The organism is Pseudovibrio sp. Tun.PSC04-5.I4 (genome assembly GCF_900104145.1).
In the GTDB taxonomy this organism is placed as follows: Bacteria; Pseudomonadota; Alphaproteobacteria; order Rhizobiales; family Stappiaceae; genus Pseudovibrio.
Genome location: NZ_FNLB01000006.1, coordinates 2,934,912 through 2,952,805 on the forward strand (window position 1 = coordinate 2,934,912; position 17,894 = coordinate 2,952,805).

Sequence of the window (17,894 nt, forward strand, 5' to 3'; positions counted from 1 at the left end):
GCTTATTGCGGAAGCAATGTTTCTCTGTCTACCTGCTGTTCCGCAGCTTCTTCCTGCAACCAAGCCTTAAATGACTTCACGACAGGGCGTAGTGTGCGATTTTCTGGATAAACAAAGTGGTAAGCTGAAGACAGTTTGAGGCTGATACCAAACAGGCGGACCAGCGATCCGGATGCCAACTCTTCCTCAATGAAGAACTTAGGCACCAGCGCAACACCAAGGCCAGACGCTGCTGCTTGAGAAATCATCGTGAACTGGTCAAAGCGTGGACCTTGAAAAGCGCTGTCCGTTTCCACTTGGGCAAGCGAGAACCACTTTTGCCACGCGTCCGGACGTGTAGACTGGTGTAAGCGCATTACACGCACCAGATCTCCCGGTTTACGCAGCTCATGTCGATCTCGAAAGGCGCGGGAACAAACCGGAATAACTTCTTCCTGAAACAAGGGTTCTGCAATTGCGCCTGCCCATACAGGCTCGCCATAGTGAATAGCACCATCAAATGGCTCTACGGAGAAGTCAAAGGGTCGGAGCCGGACTGAGAGGTTAAAGCTGGCTTCAGGATACCGTTCATGAAAGTGAGGCAGTCTGCGAGAGAGCCAACGTGTTCCGAATGTTGGCAGAACAGCCACGTTCAGCACATCCTCACTGCCCGCAAAAGACATAACCTGACGGGTAGCGCTCGTCATCTTCTCTAGTGTATCGCGAATGTCATGCAGATAGATGCGACCTGCGTCAGTCAAGACAATACGCTGACGAATACGCTTGAACAATTCAACACCCAAACGACCTTCCAACAAGCGCACCTGCTTGCTGACCGCGCCTTGTGTCAGGAACAGTTCCTCTGCCGCTCTGGTGAAGCTTCCGTGTCGCGCTGCGCTTTCAAAAGCGATCAAACAATCAATTGGGGGGATAAAACCACGCTTCATACTGGGCTCCCGAGACACCATAGATAGCCCGAATTTGCTAAAAACGTTTGGTTAGGCACAACCATCACGAACAAATTTCGTTCCATATGGCATCATCTCCCTCAAAAAACGGAACATCAAATTGGGCTGTCCCTACAATTATCTAACTGATTTTAAGCGTATTTTCGTAGGGCGCAAGGTCTAGGCCAAACTATTGATCATTCCATATGCGAATGAATAATGGAAAAGACGTAGCTTTTACCAGTGGGCCGGACAAGAGAAACTCACCTCAAATTACTCATCTGCCGTTTCTCATAGGTTTTAGGGGTTCTAATGACCGTAGGTCTGGACACAACGCAGTTCGCGCAAGATACAATTGAACTCATGGAGCGCATGGGTGTTAAACGCTCGGCTCTGCAGGGCGGTACTCTTGCCGCGACTTCACCGATCACCGGTGAGCAGCTCGCAATGATCACAGAGCAGGGTGCTGAAGAAACCACAGCCGCAATTGGCCGCGCACAGGCAGCCTTTAAAAAATGGCGCACGGTTCCTGCGCCTCGCCGTGGTGAGCTGGTACGCCTGCTTGGTGAAGAGCTGCGTGAGCACAAGGAAGACCTTGGTAAGCTGGTGAGCTTTGAAGCGGGTAAAATTACCTCTGAAGGTCTCGGTGAAGTTCAGGAAATGATCGACATCTGTGATTTCGCAGTAGGCCTTTCCCGTCAGCTCTACGGCCTGACAATCGCAACTGAGCGTCCTGGTCACCGCATGATGGAAACCTGGCATTCTACCGGCGTAGTTGGTGTCATTTCGGCCTTTAACTTCCCCGTTGCCGTATGGTCCTGGAACGCAGCACTTTCTTTTGTTTGCGGTAATACCGTTGTTTGGAAGCCCTCCGAAAAATCTCCTTTGACTGCAATGGCTTCAGCAGCTCTGTTTGAGCGTGCCGTTGCCAAGTTTGGCGATGATGCTCCTGCTAACCTACTCCAAGTCCTTCAAGGTGGCCGTGAAGTTGGCGAAACACTGGTAGACGACACCCGCGTTCCTGTAATCTCCGCAACGGGCTCTACCCGCATGGGTCGTCAGGTTGGTCCGCGTGTTGCTCAGCGTTTCGGCAAGTCCATTCTTGAGCTTGGCGGGAACAACGCAGCAATCGTTTCTCCAACTGCTGATCTTGACCTCACACTGCGTGGCGTTGCCTTCTCAGCCATGGGCACAGCCGGTCAGCGTTGCACAACACTGCGCCGCCTGATCACGCATGACAGTATTTACGATGCTTTGATCCCACGCCTTATCAAAGCATATGCCTCTGTTAAGATTGGTGTTCCAACCGAAGACAGCACATTGATTGGTCCGCTGATCGACAAAGACGCTTTCGACAACATGCAAAAAGCCCTTGAAGCTGCAAAAGCTGTTGGCGGCACTGTGCATGGCGGGCACCGTGTTCTTAGCGAAGAATATCCGGATGCTTACTACGTTCAGCCTGCACTCGTAGAGATGCCGAGCCAGATTGGTCCTGTTCTGGAAGAAACCTTTGCGCCGATCCTTTACGTTGTTCGTTATACTGATTTCGATGATGCAATCGCAATTCAGAACGGCGTTGGCGCTGGCCTTTCTTCCTCTATCTTCACCACAGATCTTTCCGAAGCAGAGATGTTCACCTCTGTTATTGGTTCTGATTGCGGTATTGCAAACGTCAACATTGGTCCATCAGGCGCTGAAATTGGCGGCGCATTTGGTGGTGAAAAGGAAACTGGCGGTGGCCGTGAGGCTGGCTCTGACGCTTGGAAAGCGTACATGCGCCGCGCCACGAACACCATCAACTACTCCGGCGCTCTTCCATTGGCGCAGGGCGTAAAGTTTGACGTTGAATAAGGAATTCTCACAATGAGTAGTGATCCAACAGGCGGCGGTGTCTTCAATTGGGAAGACCCGTTCATGATGCGCGAGCAACTTGGTGAAGACGAAGTTCTCATCATGGAAAGCGCACGCGCCTATGCTCAAGAAAAACTGCTGCCACGCATAATCGAGGCTTACAGCCAAGAAAAAACTGATCGTTCCATTTTCAACGAAATGGGTGAGCAGGGTCTTCTCGGCGTAACCCTTCCTGAACAATACGGCGGTTCTGGCGCTTCCTACGTGGCATACGGCCTTGTAGCGCGTGAAGTTGAGCGCGTTGACAGTGGCTACCGCTCCATGATGAGCGTGCAATCTTCGCTGGTGATGTACCCAATTTATGCGTACGGCTCTGAAGAACAGCGCATGAAATACCTGCCAAAGCTGGCTTCCGGTGAGTTTGTTGGCTGTTTTGGCCTGACAGAGCCGGATGCCGGTTCTGATCCAGGAGCTATGCGGACCCGTGCGGAAAAGATCGATGGCGGTTACCGCTTGACCGGTTCCAAAATGTGGATCTCTAACTCCCCAATTGCAGATGTATTTGTGATTTGGGCGAAGTCAGAAGCACATGACAACAAGATCCGCGGTTTCATCCTTAATAAAGGAATGAAAGGTCTTAGCGCACCTAAGATCGGCGGCAAGTTGTCTCTGCGGGCCTCTATCACCGGTGAAATCGTCATGGATGGCGTTGAGGTTGGTGAAGACGCTCTGATGCCAAACGTTTCCGGTTTGAAAGGCCCGTTTGGCTGCCTTAATCGCGCTCGCTACGGCATCTCTTGGGGTGCACTGGGCGCTGCGGAAGATTGTTGGATGCGTGCACGTCAGTACGGCATGGATCGCAAACAGTTCAACCGTCCTCTGGCACAGACACAGTTGTTCCAGAAGAAACTGGCAGATATGCAGACCGAAATTGCCCTCGGTTTGCAGGGTTCCCTGCGCGTTGGTCAGCTGTTCGATCAAGGCAAGGTTGCTCCAGAGATGATCTCTCTCGTGAAGCGGAATAACTGCGGCAAAGCTTTGGATATTGCTCGTCAGGCGCGTGACATGCACGGCGGTAACGGCATTTCTGAGGAATTCATGGTCATGCGTCATGCGCAAAACCTTGAAACCGTAAACACTTACGAAGGCACTCATGACGTTCACGCCCTTATTTTGGGTCGCGCACAGACTGGCCTTCAGGCTTTCTTTTGAGCCTTGATCTATGACGTATTCCCGAATACCGGTAGCCGCTTTTCGGGAATACGCTTTAACTGCTTAGAGGGCTGATCAGTCAACCCTCTTATAAAACCGGCGCTCGCAAAAGCCCGCCGTTATTTCGGGCGTCGGTTCTTATCTGTTTTCTCTTCTCATATTATCGGGTGTGATTATGGCGATAGCTTCAGTTGATGTTGCTATTATTGGAGGCGCTGTCATTGGGTCCTCGGTGGCATACCACCTTGCCCAACGCGACGACTTTAAGGGAACCATCGCGGTCTTTGAAAAAGACCCGTCTTATCAGCGCTGCGCATCCGCATTGTCTGCCGCTTCCATACGCCAGCAATTCTCTTCTGCCATCAACATCGATATCTCGTTGCATGGCATCAACTTCCTCCGCAACATTGGCGATATTCTGGAAGTTGATGGCGATAAGCCGCGCGTTGATTTGGTCGAAGGCGGGTATTTGTTTTTGGCAACGCCAGACAAACGCAGCATCTTGGAAGAAAACCACGCTCTTCAGCAAAAAATGGGTGCTGATATCGCCTTTATGGAGCCAGATGCTCTCCTAGCGAATTTTCCATGGTTGAATGTTTCCGATCTAGCAGCGGGATCTCATGGCCTTTCTGGTGAAGGTTGGTTTGACGGGTACAGCTTGATGCAGGCTTTCCGCCGCAAAGCGCGCTCTCTCAATGTTCCCTATGAATCTGCACAGGTTGAACATCTAGAGAAGATCATGGGTGGGAACTGGATTCTTACGCTTTCCAATGGAGAGCAGGTTGAAGCTGGTGTTGTAGTGAATGCCGCTGGCGCTTCCGGCGGTATGAAGATTTGTCTGGAAGCGGATCTGGATATTCCGATCCATTCCAGAAAGCGCATGATCTTCACGTTTGAATGCCGGGAAGAGGTTCCAAACCTACCCTTGTTGATCGATCCGACAGGCACTTATGTGCGCCCAGAAGGGGCTGGTTTCATCTGCGGCAGCGCACCTGCTGAAATTGATGACCTTGATTGCTTCGATTATGACGTTGATTATTCGTTCTTTGAGGAACATCTATGGCCAACGCTGGCCACCCGTATTCCAGCGTTTGAGGCAATTAAACCCGGTGCAGCATGGGCAGGCCATTACGATATGAACCTGTTTGACCATAACGCGTTTGTTGGCCCTGTTCCCGGGATTGAGGATTTCTATCTCGCTCTGGGGTTCTCGGGCCATGGCTTGCAGCAAAGCCCGGCAGTTGGACGCGGTATTGCCGAGCATATTGTAACAGGCGGCTATGAGAGCCTTGATTTGAGCGAATTGGGAATTGAGCGGCTTGGTATCAACAAACCGCTCATTGAGAAAAACGTGGTTTAAGAAGGGGCGCTTAGCGCTCCTTTTTTTTCATCGCCTTTTCCAGCGCATTCACTGTGGTTCTTAGAACCTGAATTCGCGCATAGCGCTTATCCTCGGAAGAGACCAACGTCCACGGTGCATATCTTGTCGATGTTCTATCGACCATGTCACCTGCTGCAATGGCGTACTCTTTCCATTTAAGCCGGTTGCGCCAATCTTCCTCTGTGATCTTGTAGTTCTTGTATGCGGTCTCCTCACGCGCTTTAAAGCGACGCAGCTGCTCTTCTTCAGAGATTGCCAGCCAGAACTTGCAGAGAATGATACCGGAATCCGTCAGCTCTTTTTCAAAGGAGTTGATTTCATTGTAGGCGCGCATCCAGTCTGCTTCAGTACAGAAGCTTTCTACCCGTTCTACAAGCACACGCTCATACCAGGACCGATCGAAGACTGCACTGTGCCCTTTTTTGGGAAGCTTCCGCCAAAACCGCCAAAGATAAGGATGCAGTTTTTCCTCAACGGACGGGGCAGCAATGGGATGGACCTTATAATTTCGAGGATCCATTGACCGTGTCAAACGTCGAATAGATCCGCCTTTGCCCGCAGCATCGTTACCTTGGAAGACAGAGACGAAGCTGAACTTTTTGAACCGTTTACGGTCGGTCAGATACGCCATTTTGTCCTGAAGTTCTTCAAGCTCATGCTTGTAGTCTTCTTTGGAGATGGTCGCAGACAGGTCAATCGCATCCACCGCGTTGGCCTGAGAGAGCGTCGTAACCACGGCTGGTGCGGATACGGGAACGCCGTTCGCACTTTCCAGCTTCTTCTTCATCGACATTGCGATGGTTTCTGCCAGCGCAAGGTCCCGCACATCTGGGTCTTGAGAAGGAATTACAAACCAAGGTGCATAGCCTGTGCTCGTTTGCAAAGATGCCTTTTCGCCAGCATTTTGCGCCGCACGATAATGCTCTACACCAGACCATTCCTCGATGACGTTCCTGCCTTTTTTGCCTTTTTCCTCAATGGAATGCAGGCGCTCCCGCTGGTCTTCCTTGGGAAGGGTAAACCAGAACTTGAGAAGAAGAATATCTTCATATGCCAGCATTTTTTCAAACCGATTGATCGCAGAAAGCTGACGCTCTAGTTCGGCATCATCAATCTTACCCATTACGGCTTCACGCAAAGGGTCCTGATACCAAGACCCAAAAACAATGGATGTTTCTCCGCGGGCAGGTAGGTCTCTCCAATACCGCCAAGAAGCAGGTCTTAAGCGTTCGGATTCGCTACGTTCTTCATGATAGGCGTTGCAGAAGAGGTAACGTGTGTCCATCCACTCATAAAGGCGTGAAATTGCAGCGCCTTTACCTGAGCCATCAACCCCAGCAAGCAAAATAATCGTCGCAAAAGCTTTGTTTTCTCTCAGCTTGTGTTGAACTTCCAACAATTCCTCACGGAGTTCAGGCAGTCGTTCCTGCAAGAACTCTTTGCTGATTGATTGAGGAATATTTGCAGATTGAAACATGCATGTGACCTTCGCGTCTGGGGCCTTGAATGGAATTGTTATTTTTTGCTCAGTCGGCTTACTACCAAGAATAGCCATTCTGTATTACTGCTTAAAGGGCTAAACGATGTTTTCGTCACCAGAATTAACGAGACTAACTGATTAGTGGGACTATTATGCTTTTCGCAGGTATTAGGGCTTGTTATTTCTCTTCCAAGGCGCCAGATGCCTGAATATAGATGTAACAGCATGCGGACCATATTTTGGTCACTTTAGCGCGATGTATACATTTTAGTTTTTCATACCTGTGGTGTATGAGATTTAAGAAAGAGCTAGAGAATTTTCAGTGAGCGCAGATTTCGTCACCACGTTCCTTAATCATGTTGTTGTTTTTATTGCAGCTAACCCTTCGCTAGCTGGGTTTATCTGTTTCTTCGTTGCTATGGGTGAAGCCCTTTTTCTTATCGGGCTAGTGTTTCCCAGCACGGTTGTTTTGGTTGGAGCGGGCACTCTTATCGGCCTTGGTGAACTGAACTTCCTAAGCATCTTTATTTGGACGACAGCAGGCGCTGTTACAGGCGACGCGTTTTCCTACTGGTTTGGTTACTTTTACAAAGACAGAGTCCGCAGTATCTGGCCACTAAGCAAATATCCAGACTGGCTGCAACGCGGGGAAGATTACTTTGCGGAACACGGCGGAAAGAGCATCTTCATTGGACGCTTTGTACCGGGTGTGAAGTCCGTCGTACCCGGCATTGCCGGCATGGCGGATATGAGTTTTCGGCGCTTTACGTTCTTTAATGTTACTTCCGCACTTGCGTGGTCTGCTATTCACCTTCTACCGGGGGTTTTGGCCGGGTCAGCCTTGTTTGCGATTGGGGAATTCAATACACGCCTTGCCGTTATTTTTGGCGGCCTACTGCTTTTCTTATTAGTCTCTATCGCGATGATCCGTTGGCTCATCATGTTCATTCTACCAGTGGTTGGCGACTCCCATCAGGCAATTGTTTCATGGTTTTCACGCCGCCCAAATCGCTTTAGCCAATGGATTGCGCACACCTATGATCCGGAAAACCCTCGTAGCGTGGGAATGTTGGTGTCCGCGTTCTTTCTGCTTGTGACCTTGCCGGGCTTCATTTGGTTTACCGGGGCAGTTGCACCGGGTATGCCAATGGCACGCGCCGACCTTGCAATCAGCAATTTCTTCCAAATTGCACGTACGCCAGTCATTGACGAGATCATGGTTATGATCACGATGATGGGTGATGGCATGGTAACAGCGACGGTTACTTTCGCTGCTGGTATCTACCTGTTTGCACGCAAAGCATGGCGCCGTGCGACAGGGTTTGTGATTGCGATTGCCAGCTCATCCATCTTTGTCGTGATCACCAAGGCATTGATTGGTAGATATCGGCCTATCGAACTTTATTCCGGCGCAGATTCCTTCTCGTTCCCATCAGGTCATGCAACCATCAATACAGTTCTGGTGGGCGTTTTGGCGGTTTTGGCAGCTCATGACAGATCACGCCTGACAAAGACGGTGGTTTATTCCATCGCAGCGACCTATGCGATCCTGATTGGCTTCTCCCGCATCTATCTGGGAGCCCATTGGCTTTCTGATGTTCTTGCTGGGCTGCTGTTTGGAGCCGGCACAGTGTTCTTCTTCTCATTTGTGTTTGGGCATATTCACAATGAGAAAATCGGACGTAATGCACTCATTGTAATTTCAGTTATCGCTCTTGCGCTCGCTTCTGTCTGGCATATCAACGCAAACTACGCGACAGCAGCTAAGGCTTATGAGCCGCGCAGTGAGTCTGTGGTCATCCAGAAATCAAGCTGGCGCGTGCAGGATTGGCGCTTATTGCCTGCTAATCGAGTTTCTCTAAGTGGCGATTTGGAAGAACCTATTATCCTGCAATGGTCCGGGACGCCTGAAGATCTTGAACTTCGAATGAAGAAACTCGGCTGGCAGAATGCGCCTGAATGGTCCGTACCAACGGCAACCGGATACCTGAAAGGTGAAACGCCAGCTGGCGCGCTCCCTCCTGTTCCGCATACGAATACAGGCTTCCTCCCTGCTTTGACGATGGTCTATGAGAACGATCAGGATCACCGACAAGTCTTCTGGCTATGGGAGACGCGTTTCAAACTTTCAGGGGTAAACGGCACCCTCTCAACGCTCTACATTGGTGGGTCGCTTGATGAAGAAACCGTTCGGCTGTTCGGAGAATTTTCTGGCCTGAAGTCCGAGGATGAAATTCCTGCAGACCTTAAGATGTTCAATATGCTTCCCAATGCTTCCGAGAAGCTTCGGTGGGATGGCAGCTCTGTCGTTATTGCAGGGCCTTAGGGGATTTGATGTTCTGCTAGGTATCATCCTGCGGCGCGCAATAAAGACCGTAAAGCGTCTGCAGTACAGATTCGACCTCTTTACTAGCCAGCGAATAATATATTGTCTGCGCACTACGGCGTGTTGAGACCAAATTGTTCGCACGCATCTTCGCAAGATGTTGTGACAAAGCTGACTGACTTAAATTCACAGCTTCGGCCAACTCACCTACAGTACATTCGCTTTGTACCAAACGGCATAAAACCATCAGGCGCTTGGGATGCGCCATGTTAGAAAGAAGCCGAGCAGCTTCCTCAGCGTTTTCTTCTAAATCTTCAAAATTTGCTTCAATCAAAGCTCGAACCCTAACCGGAATTGTTATTGGCTGCAGGCCTTTTATATTATAAGGGCCATTAAAGCGGCATTATTTTTCTTGACATCTATACATAATGAAGAACATGAAACATGCAAGGGGTTGGATAGGTCCACCACGACTTGTTGGCTTTTTCCTTTCATGACGAACAGAACATTTTGCTGAATGTCGATATCTCTAGCATAATGCGATTGGTCTATGATAATAGCCCCCAATGACCGCTTCTGCAGCTTAAATGCTGCGACACGACCCACCCACGCTATGAAATCAGCAGATCCAACACCGGATACTCTGCTTATTTGAGAGATCACTGTTTGACCGACTTCGACAAACTTGGTGTTGCGAAACCCTTTCAGATTGCGCTGGAAGCCAAAGGCTACAGCCAACCGACACCTATTCAGGAAACCGCAATCCCATCTATTCTTGAGGGTAAAGACCTGCTTGGTCTGGCTCAGACAGGAACTGGTAAAACCGCCGCTTTCGCAGTGCCGCTTCTTCAGCGCTTGCTTGAGAGCCGGTTTAGGGCCGCTCCGAAAAGCGTGCGCAGCCTTATTTTGACGCCAACGCGCGAGCTGGCAGATCAGATCACAAAAAACATCAAGGCCTATGCAGGCCGGACGAAGATGTACACGAGCTGTGTTGTGGGCGGTGTTCCGTTTCCTCCGCAGTTCAGAGCGTTGCAACGGGGTCTGGATGTGCTTGTTGCCACACCGGGTCGCTTGTTGGATCTTCACCGTAAGAATGGCGTCAGCTTTGATGAGCTGGAAATCTTCGTTCTGGATGAAGCAGATCAGATGCTCGACATGGGCTTTATCGCCGAGTTGGAGGAGATCGCTTACCTGCTTCCAGAAAAGCGCCAAACCCTTCTCTTTTCTGCGACCATGCCGCGTGAAATCCGACAGTTAGCAGACCGATTTTTGACAGATCCCGTTGAAGTCAGCACAGCTCCTTCTGCAACAACAGTTGAAGCTGCGACCCAGCAAATTGCCCATATGGAGCACGGATGCAAGCTTCCTTTGCTTGAGGAGCTGCTCGCAAAAGAAGACTGCGAACGTGCTCTGGTGTTTGCTCTGACCAAAAAGGGCACCGCAGCACTCTCATTGAGGCTCAATGCAGACGGGTTTCCAGCACAAGCAATTCATGGTGATATGAGTCAGGCGGAGCGCCAGAAGACTCTCGATAAATTCAAGGCTGGTAAGCTGAAAATTCTTGTGGCGACTGATGTTGCTGCACGAGGAATTGACGTTTCCGACATTTCCCATGTCATCAACTACGACATGCCGAACGCGACTGAAAACTACGTTCACCGTATTGGTCGGACAGCGCGTGCGGGTAAAGGCGGTGTTGCAATCACATTCTGCCTGCCAGAAGATCGTGGTATGTTACGGGCTATTCAGCTGCTGATTGGTAAGAAAATCGGAGAGATGGACGGGTACTTGTTCTTCCCATCCGATCGCGAACCAAAAAGCGCTAGGAATGGTGCTCAGCCCGCCGGCAAGAAGAATGCCAAGGGTCTACGCAAGGGCTCGCAGGGGGAAAAACCTGCTGCTAAGTCAAAAGGCAAGCCAGCACACAAATCCACCCCTAAACCACCGCCGCGCCGCGCACCGAGCAAGTCTTCCGGCTCAGATGCGGGATCTACGGGTAGCGCTGGTGGATATTTGAAACGCAAATAATCCTTGAGCATGACAGAGAATGACGGCAGTCTCATCACCACAAAGTCAGTCCCCAAATGGATTGGACGTTAAAGTTCAATCCGGGGGGCGCAGTGGTGTACTTGTTGTTGTCTTCTCTCAAGCTCGTATTCCCGCAGGGAAATTTGGCCTTGAGCGGTTGTTTGCAAAGACGCAGCATTCCTGCGTCTTTTTTAATGACGCCAGCTCCCAATGGTATCTCAATGCATCGCAGGAAATCGACCGTGCGATTGAGGATGCCGTTGCGAGCGAAAAACCAGCTCGGATCATTTATTATGGTGCTTCCATGGGTGCATATGGCGCTCTCATAACCGGTTTGCGCCGTCAGGATGGCGAGGTTTTTGCGTTCTCGCCTGAGGTCGAGCTTGGATTGCCTGATAGCCAAAGCGCTCATTATGTAGCTGCGCCTTATCCTGACAAAAATCCCCTGCTTCAATCTCTTTCCAAAATATCGAGATTTCCAGTTCATCTGTTTTTTGGCTTGTATGACTGGATCGATACAGCAGGGTATTTGGCGGTTGAGAGCCTGCCGCAGTGCGATCTGCGCCACTGTTATGGGCTTGCAGGGCCACATGCCTTGCATGACCAGCTCTATTCTCTGAATATCATTCGCCGGATTATCAAGACGTTTGAGCGCGATCTTTCGGTGTCCCTTTCGGAAAAGAAACTCATTATGAAACCGGAAATTTCAACCTGCCACGCATTTGTTGAGTTTGGCAAAAGTATTGCAAACGGGCAGGACATTGATCACCAGAGCAACACCAGCACTTTGAAGGATAACCCCGGTTATGGATTGCTGGAGGCAGAGCGGCTGGCACTCCTCAACTGTCCTTCAGATGGCGCTAACCTGCTGCTGGAGTGTCATCACCGCCTTATCAATGATGACGTGATGAGAACAACGCCGAAACGTTGGCGCAAACAGTTCCTCATCCGCTCCGCTGAATTGTTTTCAAGCGGAGCGTGCTTTGCCGAGGCACGGCAGGCTTTGATACTGTGCGCAGGATTTTACCCAGTTGATGAACACATGCAATCGCTGGCAATAGAGCTTGGAATATCTTTGCCTGACAGACCCTGAACGGAATTTCCCAAAAACACGATTGAATTCCCCATGGAGCTTGCTAGTATTAGCAGGAACAAATTGGGAACAGTTTCATGGAATTTGTGAAGGGCTCCAATCGTGTCCAACTCAACAACCCTCTGGTTGATGGGCGGCAATCTGATCGGGCATTAAAAATCCAGCGCGGTGTTCAGCGGTATATGCGTGTGCTGGGCCTTACCAGCTTGCCGGAGGTGACGCTTGCCTCGGGTCGTCGGGCAGATCTGGTTGTTCTTGGCAAAAAATCCGAGATTTGGATCATCGAAATCAAATCTTCTATCGAAGATTTTAAAGCGGATAATAAATGGCACGAGTATCGCGATTATTGTGACCGCTTGTATTTCGCAACTAGCCCTGACGTTCCTGAAGAGATTTTTCCCGAAGAAACCGGTTTCATTCTGGCCGATGATTATATGGCTGAAATTATCCGTGACGCACCTGAACACAAGCTCTCTGCCGCGACCCGTAAGACTGTTATTTTGCGGTTTGCACAAGCAGCTGCAAACCGCCTACATGATGTGAGTGACCCAAACCAACGTAATTTACGTAGGGGATAAGCTGGGGATTAATATCTGTATCTAATTGGTACATATAAACTTTGCCAGATGCAGGGTCACCATAATACTCACCTTAAACATACTCATCAGAATGTTTAGGTTTCCGTTTAAGTTAGCTCTCCTTACCATCAAGCTTTAGTTTCTGGGGAGGGGCGCAATGAATTTCGATTATGTGATTGTTGGTGGTGGCTCGGCAGGTTGTGTTCTTGCCGCGCGTCTGACTGAAGATCCGGCTGTTTCTGTTTGCCTGCTAGAGGCTGGCGGCGAAGGCAAGTCTGCTCTTGTTCGCGCTCCGTTTGGCATCGCCGCATTAGTTTCTGGCAAACCATTTGCCCTTAACAACTGGGCTTTCGATTCATCCCCGCAAACCGAACTCAACGACCGAACGACGTTTCACCCAAGAGGAAAAGCACTCGGTGGTTCCAGCGCGATCAACGCACAGCTCTATATTCGCGGCCAAAAGGAAGATTATAGCGACTGGGTAGAGCAGGGTGCTGAAGGTTGGTCGTTTGAAGAGGTGTTGCCGTACTTCAAAAAGGCAGAATGTAACCAACGCGGTGAAAGCGAAATGCATGGTGCCTCTGGTCCGCTTCAGGTTTCCGAACAGCGCACACCACGCCCGATCTCTCATGCGTTTCTAGCAGCTGCCGAAGGGCGGCAGATCAAACGCAATGACGACTTTAACAGTGGTGATCAGGAGGGCGTGGGTCTCTATCAGGTTACACAGTTCCATCAGGAAGACAAAAAAGGTGAGCGCTGCTCAGCTGCTGCTGCCTATTTGCACCCCGTTATGGATCGCCCTAATCTAACTGTCATCACACATGCTCGCAGCACGCGGGTGTTGTTGGAGGGCAAAAAGGCTGTTGGCGTTGAATATAGCCACAAGCGCAAGCTCACATCGGTTAAGGCCAACAAGGAGGTGATCCTCTCTGCTGGCACATTCCAATCTCCACACATGTTGATGTTATCCGGCATTGGGCCGGCAGACGAACTGGCAAAACATAATGTCCCGGTTCTGCATGACCTCCCTGGTGTTGGAAAGAACCTGCAGGACCACCTAGATTACACCTTGAGCTACCGCTCCAACGACAGTGGCATGGTTGGGTTGGGCTTGAAACCAGGTCTGCAACTGATCAAAGAAATTATGCGTTGGCGGAAAGATGGCACCGGGATGATTGCCTCCCCAGCTGCTGAAGGGGGCGCGTTCATCAAAACCAGCCCAGATCTTGAACGCCCGGATATCCAACTGCACTTCGTCATCTCAATCATTGATGACCATGGTCGTAAATTATACCACGGCTATGGATTTGGCTGTCACGTTTGCGTATTGCGCCCTAAATCCACGGGGGAAGTGGGTCTTAATTCAGCGGACCCCTTTGCTGCTCCGCGCATTGACCCGCAATACCTTAGTGATCCTGATGATCTTGATAGACTGGTCAAGGGTGTGCGTTTAACACGCGACATCATGGAAGGACCGGAGCTTTCCAAATACCGAACTGAGATGATTCATGAGATTGACCGGGACGAGGCCAGCATCAAGAAAGCCATCCGAGAACGGGCAGAGACAATCTATCATCCTGTTGGGACCTGCAGAATGGGGAAGGATGATATGTCTGTCGTGGGGCCAGACTTGAAGGTGCACGGCCTTGAGAACCTTCGTGTTATCGATGCCTCCGTTATGCCCAACGTGATCTCCGGAAATACGAATGCACCAACAATCATGATTGCTGAAAAGGCGGCAGATATGATCTTGGGAAAGCAACTTCTAAACAGCAAGGTCAAAAGTGAGGCACTGATGATTTAAAAGAGTAAGGCCAGTGTTTTGTAACGCTGGCCTCCCAAATAATTATGCCAGCTCAGCAATTTTTGCGACGAGCTTTTGAGCAACTTCGGCCTTGCCCATTTTCGGCCAGTTCTCTACGCCTGCATGGCTTACGAGGCGGACCGTATTGCTATCGCCGCCCATCACATTGTTTTCCGGGCTAACATCATTGGCAACAATCAAGTCTGCGCCTTTGCGCTCCAGTTTACCGCGTGCATTCTTAATCAGATCATTCGTTTCAGCAGCGAAGCCGACAACCAATTTTGGGCGCTTATCTTCAAGATGACCAACGGTTTTGAGGATGTCCGGGTTCTCAACCAAACCAAGCGCAGGCGACAGACCGCTGCCATCTTTTTTTATCTTCTGATCACTGTCATGCGCGACACGCCAGTCAGCAACAGCTGCAGCCATTATGGCAATGTCAGCAGGAAGAGCACGCTCGACAGCCGCCAGCATGTCACTTGCGGATTCAACGCGGATGGTTTCAACACCAACGGGGTCTGCCAGCGTAACAGGGCCCGAGATCAGGGTGACTTGCGCACCGGCTTTGGCTGCCGCCTCCGCTATCGCATACCCCTGTTTACCAGAGGAGCGGTTGGCGATGTAACGCACCGGATCAATCGGTTCATGTGTTGGGCCAGCTGTAATGACGATGCGCTTGCCCTTCAATGGCTGTTCTATGGGTGCGAGAAGCTGTTCAACCGCGGCCACAATTTCAAGCGGTTCAGACATGCGGCCATAGCCAGCTTCGTTTTTTTCCGCCATTTCGCCTGCATTGGGGCCGACGAAATTCAAACCGTCCGCCTTTAGCTGGGTGACATTGCGCTGGGTGGCTGGGTGGCTCCACATTTTGGAGTTCATAGCAGGCGCAACAAGCACGGGCTTGTCGTTGGCAAGTAACACACAGGTGGCGAGGTCATCTGCCAGACCCTGCACCATCTTGGCCATAATGTTTGCCGTGGCCGGAGCGACAACAACAAGGTCAGCTTCTCTCGATAACCGAATGTGGCCAACATCATGCTCGGCTTCCCTATCAAACAGCTCCGTAAACACCGTGTCGCCAGTCAAAGCGCCAACGGAAAGAGGTGTGATAAACTGAGACCCACCCTTTGTGAGAATTGCACGAACTTTAGCGCCCCGCTCTTGCAGGCGACGGATCAAATCCAATGATTTGTAGGCCGCAATACCGCCTGTGATGATGAGAAGAATGCGCTTTTCTGAGAGCATTTTAGAACCACCTTTTGTGCAGGCCTTGGCAAATCCAAGCCCGCCAACTCATTTCCTGAGCTATTACTATCTGGTTTTCTTGCCGATTTCATCCGTTTCCTAGGGGCCTTTCGTCTCAATGGGCATATTCCGACGGCAACCTCAGATGGTTAGATTTTGAACTTGCCCGGATGCGGCCAAATTTCCTGTTCTGGCTGGTCAAACTGCATCAGTTCAATGAGATTGCGCCCTTCCAAGATGAAGGCCACCCAAACGCCGGCAGCTGGGCTTTCTGGCTCTAAAACGATGTTCTTTCCTTTTAACGCCTGCGCTAAATCATCCACCACATAGGCAACGTGAGGCATTGTCCTTATAATTTCAGGGAGAGAATTATCGTCATCAAAATTCATCCACTCAATCGCATAGGGACCATCGTAATATCCGGTGGCAGTGAGTTTGAGTTTTTTGTTGTGGTCTGTTTTCGGTAGCTCTTCGCTGGTGGGAATACCAACATGATGGAAGCGCAATTCTTGCATAGCTGATGGTCTCGCTGGTTTGTATCAATCTGAGCAGGCAGCATTCTAAATGCTTCGCTGTCACCATACGCCCAAGATCTCCAGCTCAATTGAAGTCAACGCCCGCTTCAGGGCATAAAAAAGCCCCGCTCAATCAAGAGCGAGGCTTTCATCAATGAAATGTGTTGCTGGTTAGAACTGACCAGCGAAGCTGCGCGGTGCTGGTGCAATCGGCTCCGCATTCCCTTTGCCAGAAACGGCATAGACGGCCAGCCCGCGGTTGTTCAAACCATCTTGTTGAAAGCGGAAGATGCCATCAATACCGAGAAAACCATCACGGTTGGTCAAAACACGGTCTGAGAAGCGGTCAGGCCCTGCAGACCTAACCAACCCGGCAGCCAGAATAGTTGCATCATACGCCAAAGACGCATTGCGCGGAGGTTGTGTGCCGTATGTTTCACGGTAACGAACTGCAAGACGCTCGAAGCTCTGGTTATCCGGGCCCGGGAACCAGCTGCCAACCATAACTGGAGACTGCAAAATATCCGGTGTGTTCCACTGACCACTGCCTATCATCTTCACTTCGCCAAGGCTTGCCCCCATTTCCGTCATCACCTGAACAACGAATGGAGGTACGCCGCCACCTTCTGGCACAAACAACGTATCCACCTGCGAGATGGAACGGCTCAGGTTGGCAACACGAGCACGAATGTCTTCTGCATTACCAGGCACATACCGTTCAATAGCAACTATGCGACCATTGGTCTGGCCAACAGCTTGACGGAATGCGGCTTCTGCCACAGCGCCATATGCGTTGTTTGGCAGCAAGGCTGAGAAAGACCGGCGTTCTTGTTCTGCAGCGTAAGAAACAATGCGGTTTACATCCGAAACCGGTAGATAGCTCAACAGATATGTGCCGGATTTCGCAACGTTGATGTCAGAGGAGAAGGCAACAATTGGGACACCTGCACGGCGTGTAACGGACGTCGCGCCTTGTACAGCTGTTGCAAACACAGGGCCGATGATGAGCTCTGCACCTTCGTTGATTGCCTGCTGGGCAGCCATACTGGCGCCTTCAGCCGTGCCGCCAGTATCTTTCACGAGCAGCTGAACATCAGCGCCTTGAAAATCTCCCAAGGCAAGTTTTGCAGAATTCGCGAAAAGAGTTGCGACCGACGCAGCAGATTGGCCTTCACCAGAATACGGCAGGAGCAAACCAATGCGGACAGAGCCGTTTCCGATTACACGGCCTGCAACGAGGCCTTGTTGCCCGCCAGGATTTATGTTGGGCTGAAAGGGAGTATTGACTGAAGAGTAATTGGGCGAATTAACACAGCCACTCAGCAGGACAGAGATGCCGATCGCGGCTCCTGTCACAAATTTGCGGAAACTCATTCCGCGGGGTGCGGCTGTACCTAGGCTCATAGATTCCCCATCAATTCCGTAGGCCGTTTCGTTCAAGCCCTCTTTTTGTGA

14 protein-coding genes are annotated in these 17,894 nt (G+C 50.6%); 8 read left to right on the forward strand and 6 right to left on the reverse strand.

What is annotated here, in order from left to right; genetic code table 11:
- Window positions 1–2 precede the first annotated feature (2 nt).
- On the reverse strand, window positions 3–926 hold the full coding sequence (locus BLS62_RS18925) for a LysR substrate-binding domain-containing protein (RefSeq protein ID WP_093183938.1): 924 nt from the start codon (window positions 924–926) through the stop codon (window positions 3–5).
- A gap of 312 nt (window positions 927–1,238) precedes the next feature.
- Here BLS62_RS18925 and BLS62_RS18930 point away from each other — a divergent pair, with 312 nt between their 5' ends.
- The 3 genes from BLS62_RS18930 (at window position 1,239) to BLS62_RS18940 (ending at window position 5,349) form a co-directional block, all read left to right on the forward strand.
- Complete coding sequence (locus tag BLS62_RS18930) at window positions 1,239–2,777, forward strand: L-piperidine-6-carboxylate dehydrogenase (protein WP_093183942.1); 1,539 nt, start codon at window positions 1,239–1,241, stop codon at window positions 2,775–2,777.
- A gap of 12 nt (window positions 2,778–2,789) precedes the next feature.
- Window positions 2,790–3,989 carry an acyl-CoA dehydrogenase gene (locus tag BLS62_RS18935; RefSeq protein ID WP_093183945.1) on the forward strand — a complete coding sequence of 400 codons (1,200 nt, stop codon included), beginning with the start codon at window positions 2,790–2,792 and terminating at the stop codon, window positions 3,987–3,989.
- 175 nt (window positions 3,990–4,164) lie between these two features.
- Window positions 4,165–5,349: an NAD(P)/FAD-dependent oxidoreductase gene (locus BLS62_RS18940; protein ID WP_093183949.1), complete on the forward strand. Its 1,185-nt coding sequence runs from the start codon at window positions 4,165–4,167 to the stop codon at window positions 5,347–5,349.
- A gap of 10 nt (window positions 5,350–5,359) precedes the next feature.
- Here the strand turns inward: BLS62_RS18940 and pap are convergent, their stop codons facing one another.
- A complete protein-coding gene (gene pap, locus BLS62_RS18945) occupies window positions 5,360–6,847 on the reverse strand; it encodes a polyphosphate:AMP phosphotransferase (protein WP_093183952.1) in 1,488 nt (495 codons plus the stop codon).
- Window positions 6,848–7,172: 325 nt separating this feature from the next.
- Here pap and BLS62_RS18950 point away from each other — a divergent pair, with 325 nt between their 5' ends.
- Window positions 7,173–9,176 carry a bifunctional DedA family/phosphatase PAP2 family protein gene (locus tag BLS62_RS18950; RefSeq protein WP_093183954.1) on the forward strand — a complete coding sequence of 668 codons (2,004 nt, stop codon included), beginning with the start codon at window positions 7,173–7,175 and terminating at the stop codon, window positions 9,174–9,176.
- 16 nt (window positions 9,177–9,192) lie between these two features.
- Here BLS62_RS18950 and BLS62_RS18955 read toward each other — a convergent pair whose 3' ends face one another.
- Window positions 9,193–9,510: an ArsR/SmtB family transcription factor gene (locus BLS62_RS18955; protein ID WP_093183957.1), complete on the reverse strand. Its 318-nt coding sequence runs from the start codon at window positions 9,508–9,510 to the stop codon at window positions 9,193–9,195.
- Window positions 9,511–9,842: 332 nt separating this feature from the next.
- Between BLS62_RS18955 and BLS62_RS18965 the strand changes: the two genes are divergently transcribed.
- The 4 genes from BLS62_RS18965 (at window position 9,843) to BLS62_RS18980 (ending at window position 14,679) form a co-directional block, all read left to right on the forward strand.
- Window positions 9,843–11,204 carry a DEAD/DEAH box helicase gene (locus BLS62_RS18965; protein ID WP_093183962.1) on the forward strand — a complete coding sequence of 454 codons (1,362 nt, stop codon included), beginning with the start codon at window positions 9,843–9,845 and terminating at the stop codon, window positions 11,202–11,204.
- Window positions 11,205–11,223: 19 nt separating this feature from the next.
- Window positions 11,224–12,297, forward strand: a complete 1,074-nt coding sequence (locus tag BLS62_RS18970) for an alpha/beta hydrolase (RefSeq protein ID WP_200798542.1) — start codon at window positions 11,224–11,226, stop codon at window positions 12,295–12,297.
- Between the two features lie 77 nt (window positions 12,298–12,374).
- Window positions 12,375–12,875 (forward strand): MmcB family DNA repair protein, encoded by a 501-nt coding sequence (locus tag BLS62_RS18975; RefSeq protein WP_093183965.1) that lies wholly within the window; start codon window positions 12,375–12,377, stop codon window positions 12,873–12,875.
- A 157-nt stretch (window positions 12,876–13,032) separates the two neighbouring features.
- Window positions 13,033–14,679 (forward strand): GMC family oxidoreductase, encoded by a 1,647-nt coding sequence (locus BLS62_RS18980; RefSeq protein WP_093183967.1) that lies wholly within the window; start codon window positions 13,033–13,035, stop codon window positions 14,677–14,679.
- A 42-nt stretch (window positions 14,680–14,721) separates the two neighbouring features.
- Here the strand turns inward: BLS62_RS18980 and coaBC are convergent, their stop codons facing one another.
- The 3 genes from coaBC to BLS62_RS18995 all read right to left on the reverse strand — a co-directional run bounded on the left by coaBC (window position 14,722) and on the right by BLS62_RS18995 (window position 17,843).
- Window positions 14,722–15,924, reverse strand: a complete 1,203-nt coding sequence (gene coaBC, locus BLS62_RS18985; RefSeq protein ID WP_093183970.1) for a bifunctional phosphopantothenoylcysteine decarboxylase/phosphopantothenate--cysteine ligase CoaBC — start codon at window positions 15,922–15,924, stop codon at window positions 14,722–14,724.
- A gap of 149 nt (window positions 15,925–16,073) precedes the next feature.
- A complete protein-coding gene (locus BLS62_RS18990; RefSeq protein ID WP_093183972.1) occupies window positions 16,074–16,439 on the reverse strand; it encodes a VOC family protein in 366 nt (121 codons plus the stop codon).
- 171 nt (window positions 16,440–16,610) lie between these two features.
- Entirely contained in the window at window positions 16,611–17,843 is a 1,233-nt protein-coding gene (locus tag BLS62_RS18995; protein ID WP_093183974.1) for a penicillin-binding protein activator, read from the reverse strand.
- Between the last annotated feature and the right edge of the window lie 51 nt (window positions 17,844–17,894).

Bases quoted from the DNA above. Each gene is read 5' to 3' on its own strand.
- BLS62_RS18925 (WP_093183938.1), bottom strand. From the start codon at position 926: ATGAAGCGTGGTTTTATCCCCCCAATTGATTGTTTGATCGCTTTTGAA.
- BLS62_RS18930 (WP_093183942.1), top strand. From the start codon at position 1,239: ATGACCGTAGGTCTGGACACAACGCAGTTCGCGCAAGATACAATTGAA.
- BLS62_RS18935 (WP_093183945.1), top strand. From the start codon at position 2,790: ATGAGTAGTGATCCAACAGGCGGCGGTGTCTTCAATTGGGAAGACCCG.
- BLS62_RS18940 (WP_093183949.1), top strand. From the start codon at position 4,165: ATGGCGATAGCTTCAGTTGATGTTGCTATTATTGGAGGCGCTGTCATT.
- pap (WP_093183952.1), bottom strand. From the start codon at position 6,847: ATGTTTCAATCTGCAAATATTCCTCAATCAATCAGCAAAGAGTTCTTG.
- BLS62_RS18970 (WP_200798542.1), top strand. From the start codon at position 11,224: ATGACGGCAGTCTCATCACCACAAAGTCAGTCCCCAAATGGATTGGAC.
- BLS62_RS18975 (WP_093183965.1), top strand. From the start codon at position 12,375: ATGGAATTTGTGAAGGGCTCCAATCGTGTCCAACTCAACAACCCTCTG.
- BLS62_RS18980 (WP_093183967.1), top strand. From the start codon at position 13,033: ATGAATTTCGATTATGTGATTGTTGGTGGTGGCTCGGCAGGTTGTGTT.
- coaBC (WP_093183970.1), bottom strand. From the start codon at position 15,924: ATGCTCTCAGAAAAGCGCATTCTTCTCATCATCACAGGCGGTATTGCG.
- BLS62_RS18990 (WP_093183972.1), bottom strand. From the start codon at position 16,439: ATGCAAGAATTGCGCTTCCATCATGTTGGTATTCCCACCAGCGAAGAG.
- BLS62_RS18995 (WP_093183974.1), bottom strand. From the start codon at position 17,843: ATGAGCCTAGGTACAGCCGCACCCCGCGGAATGAGTTTCCGCAAATTT.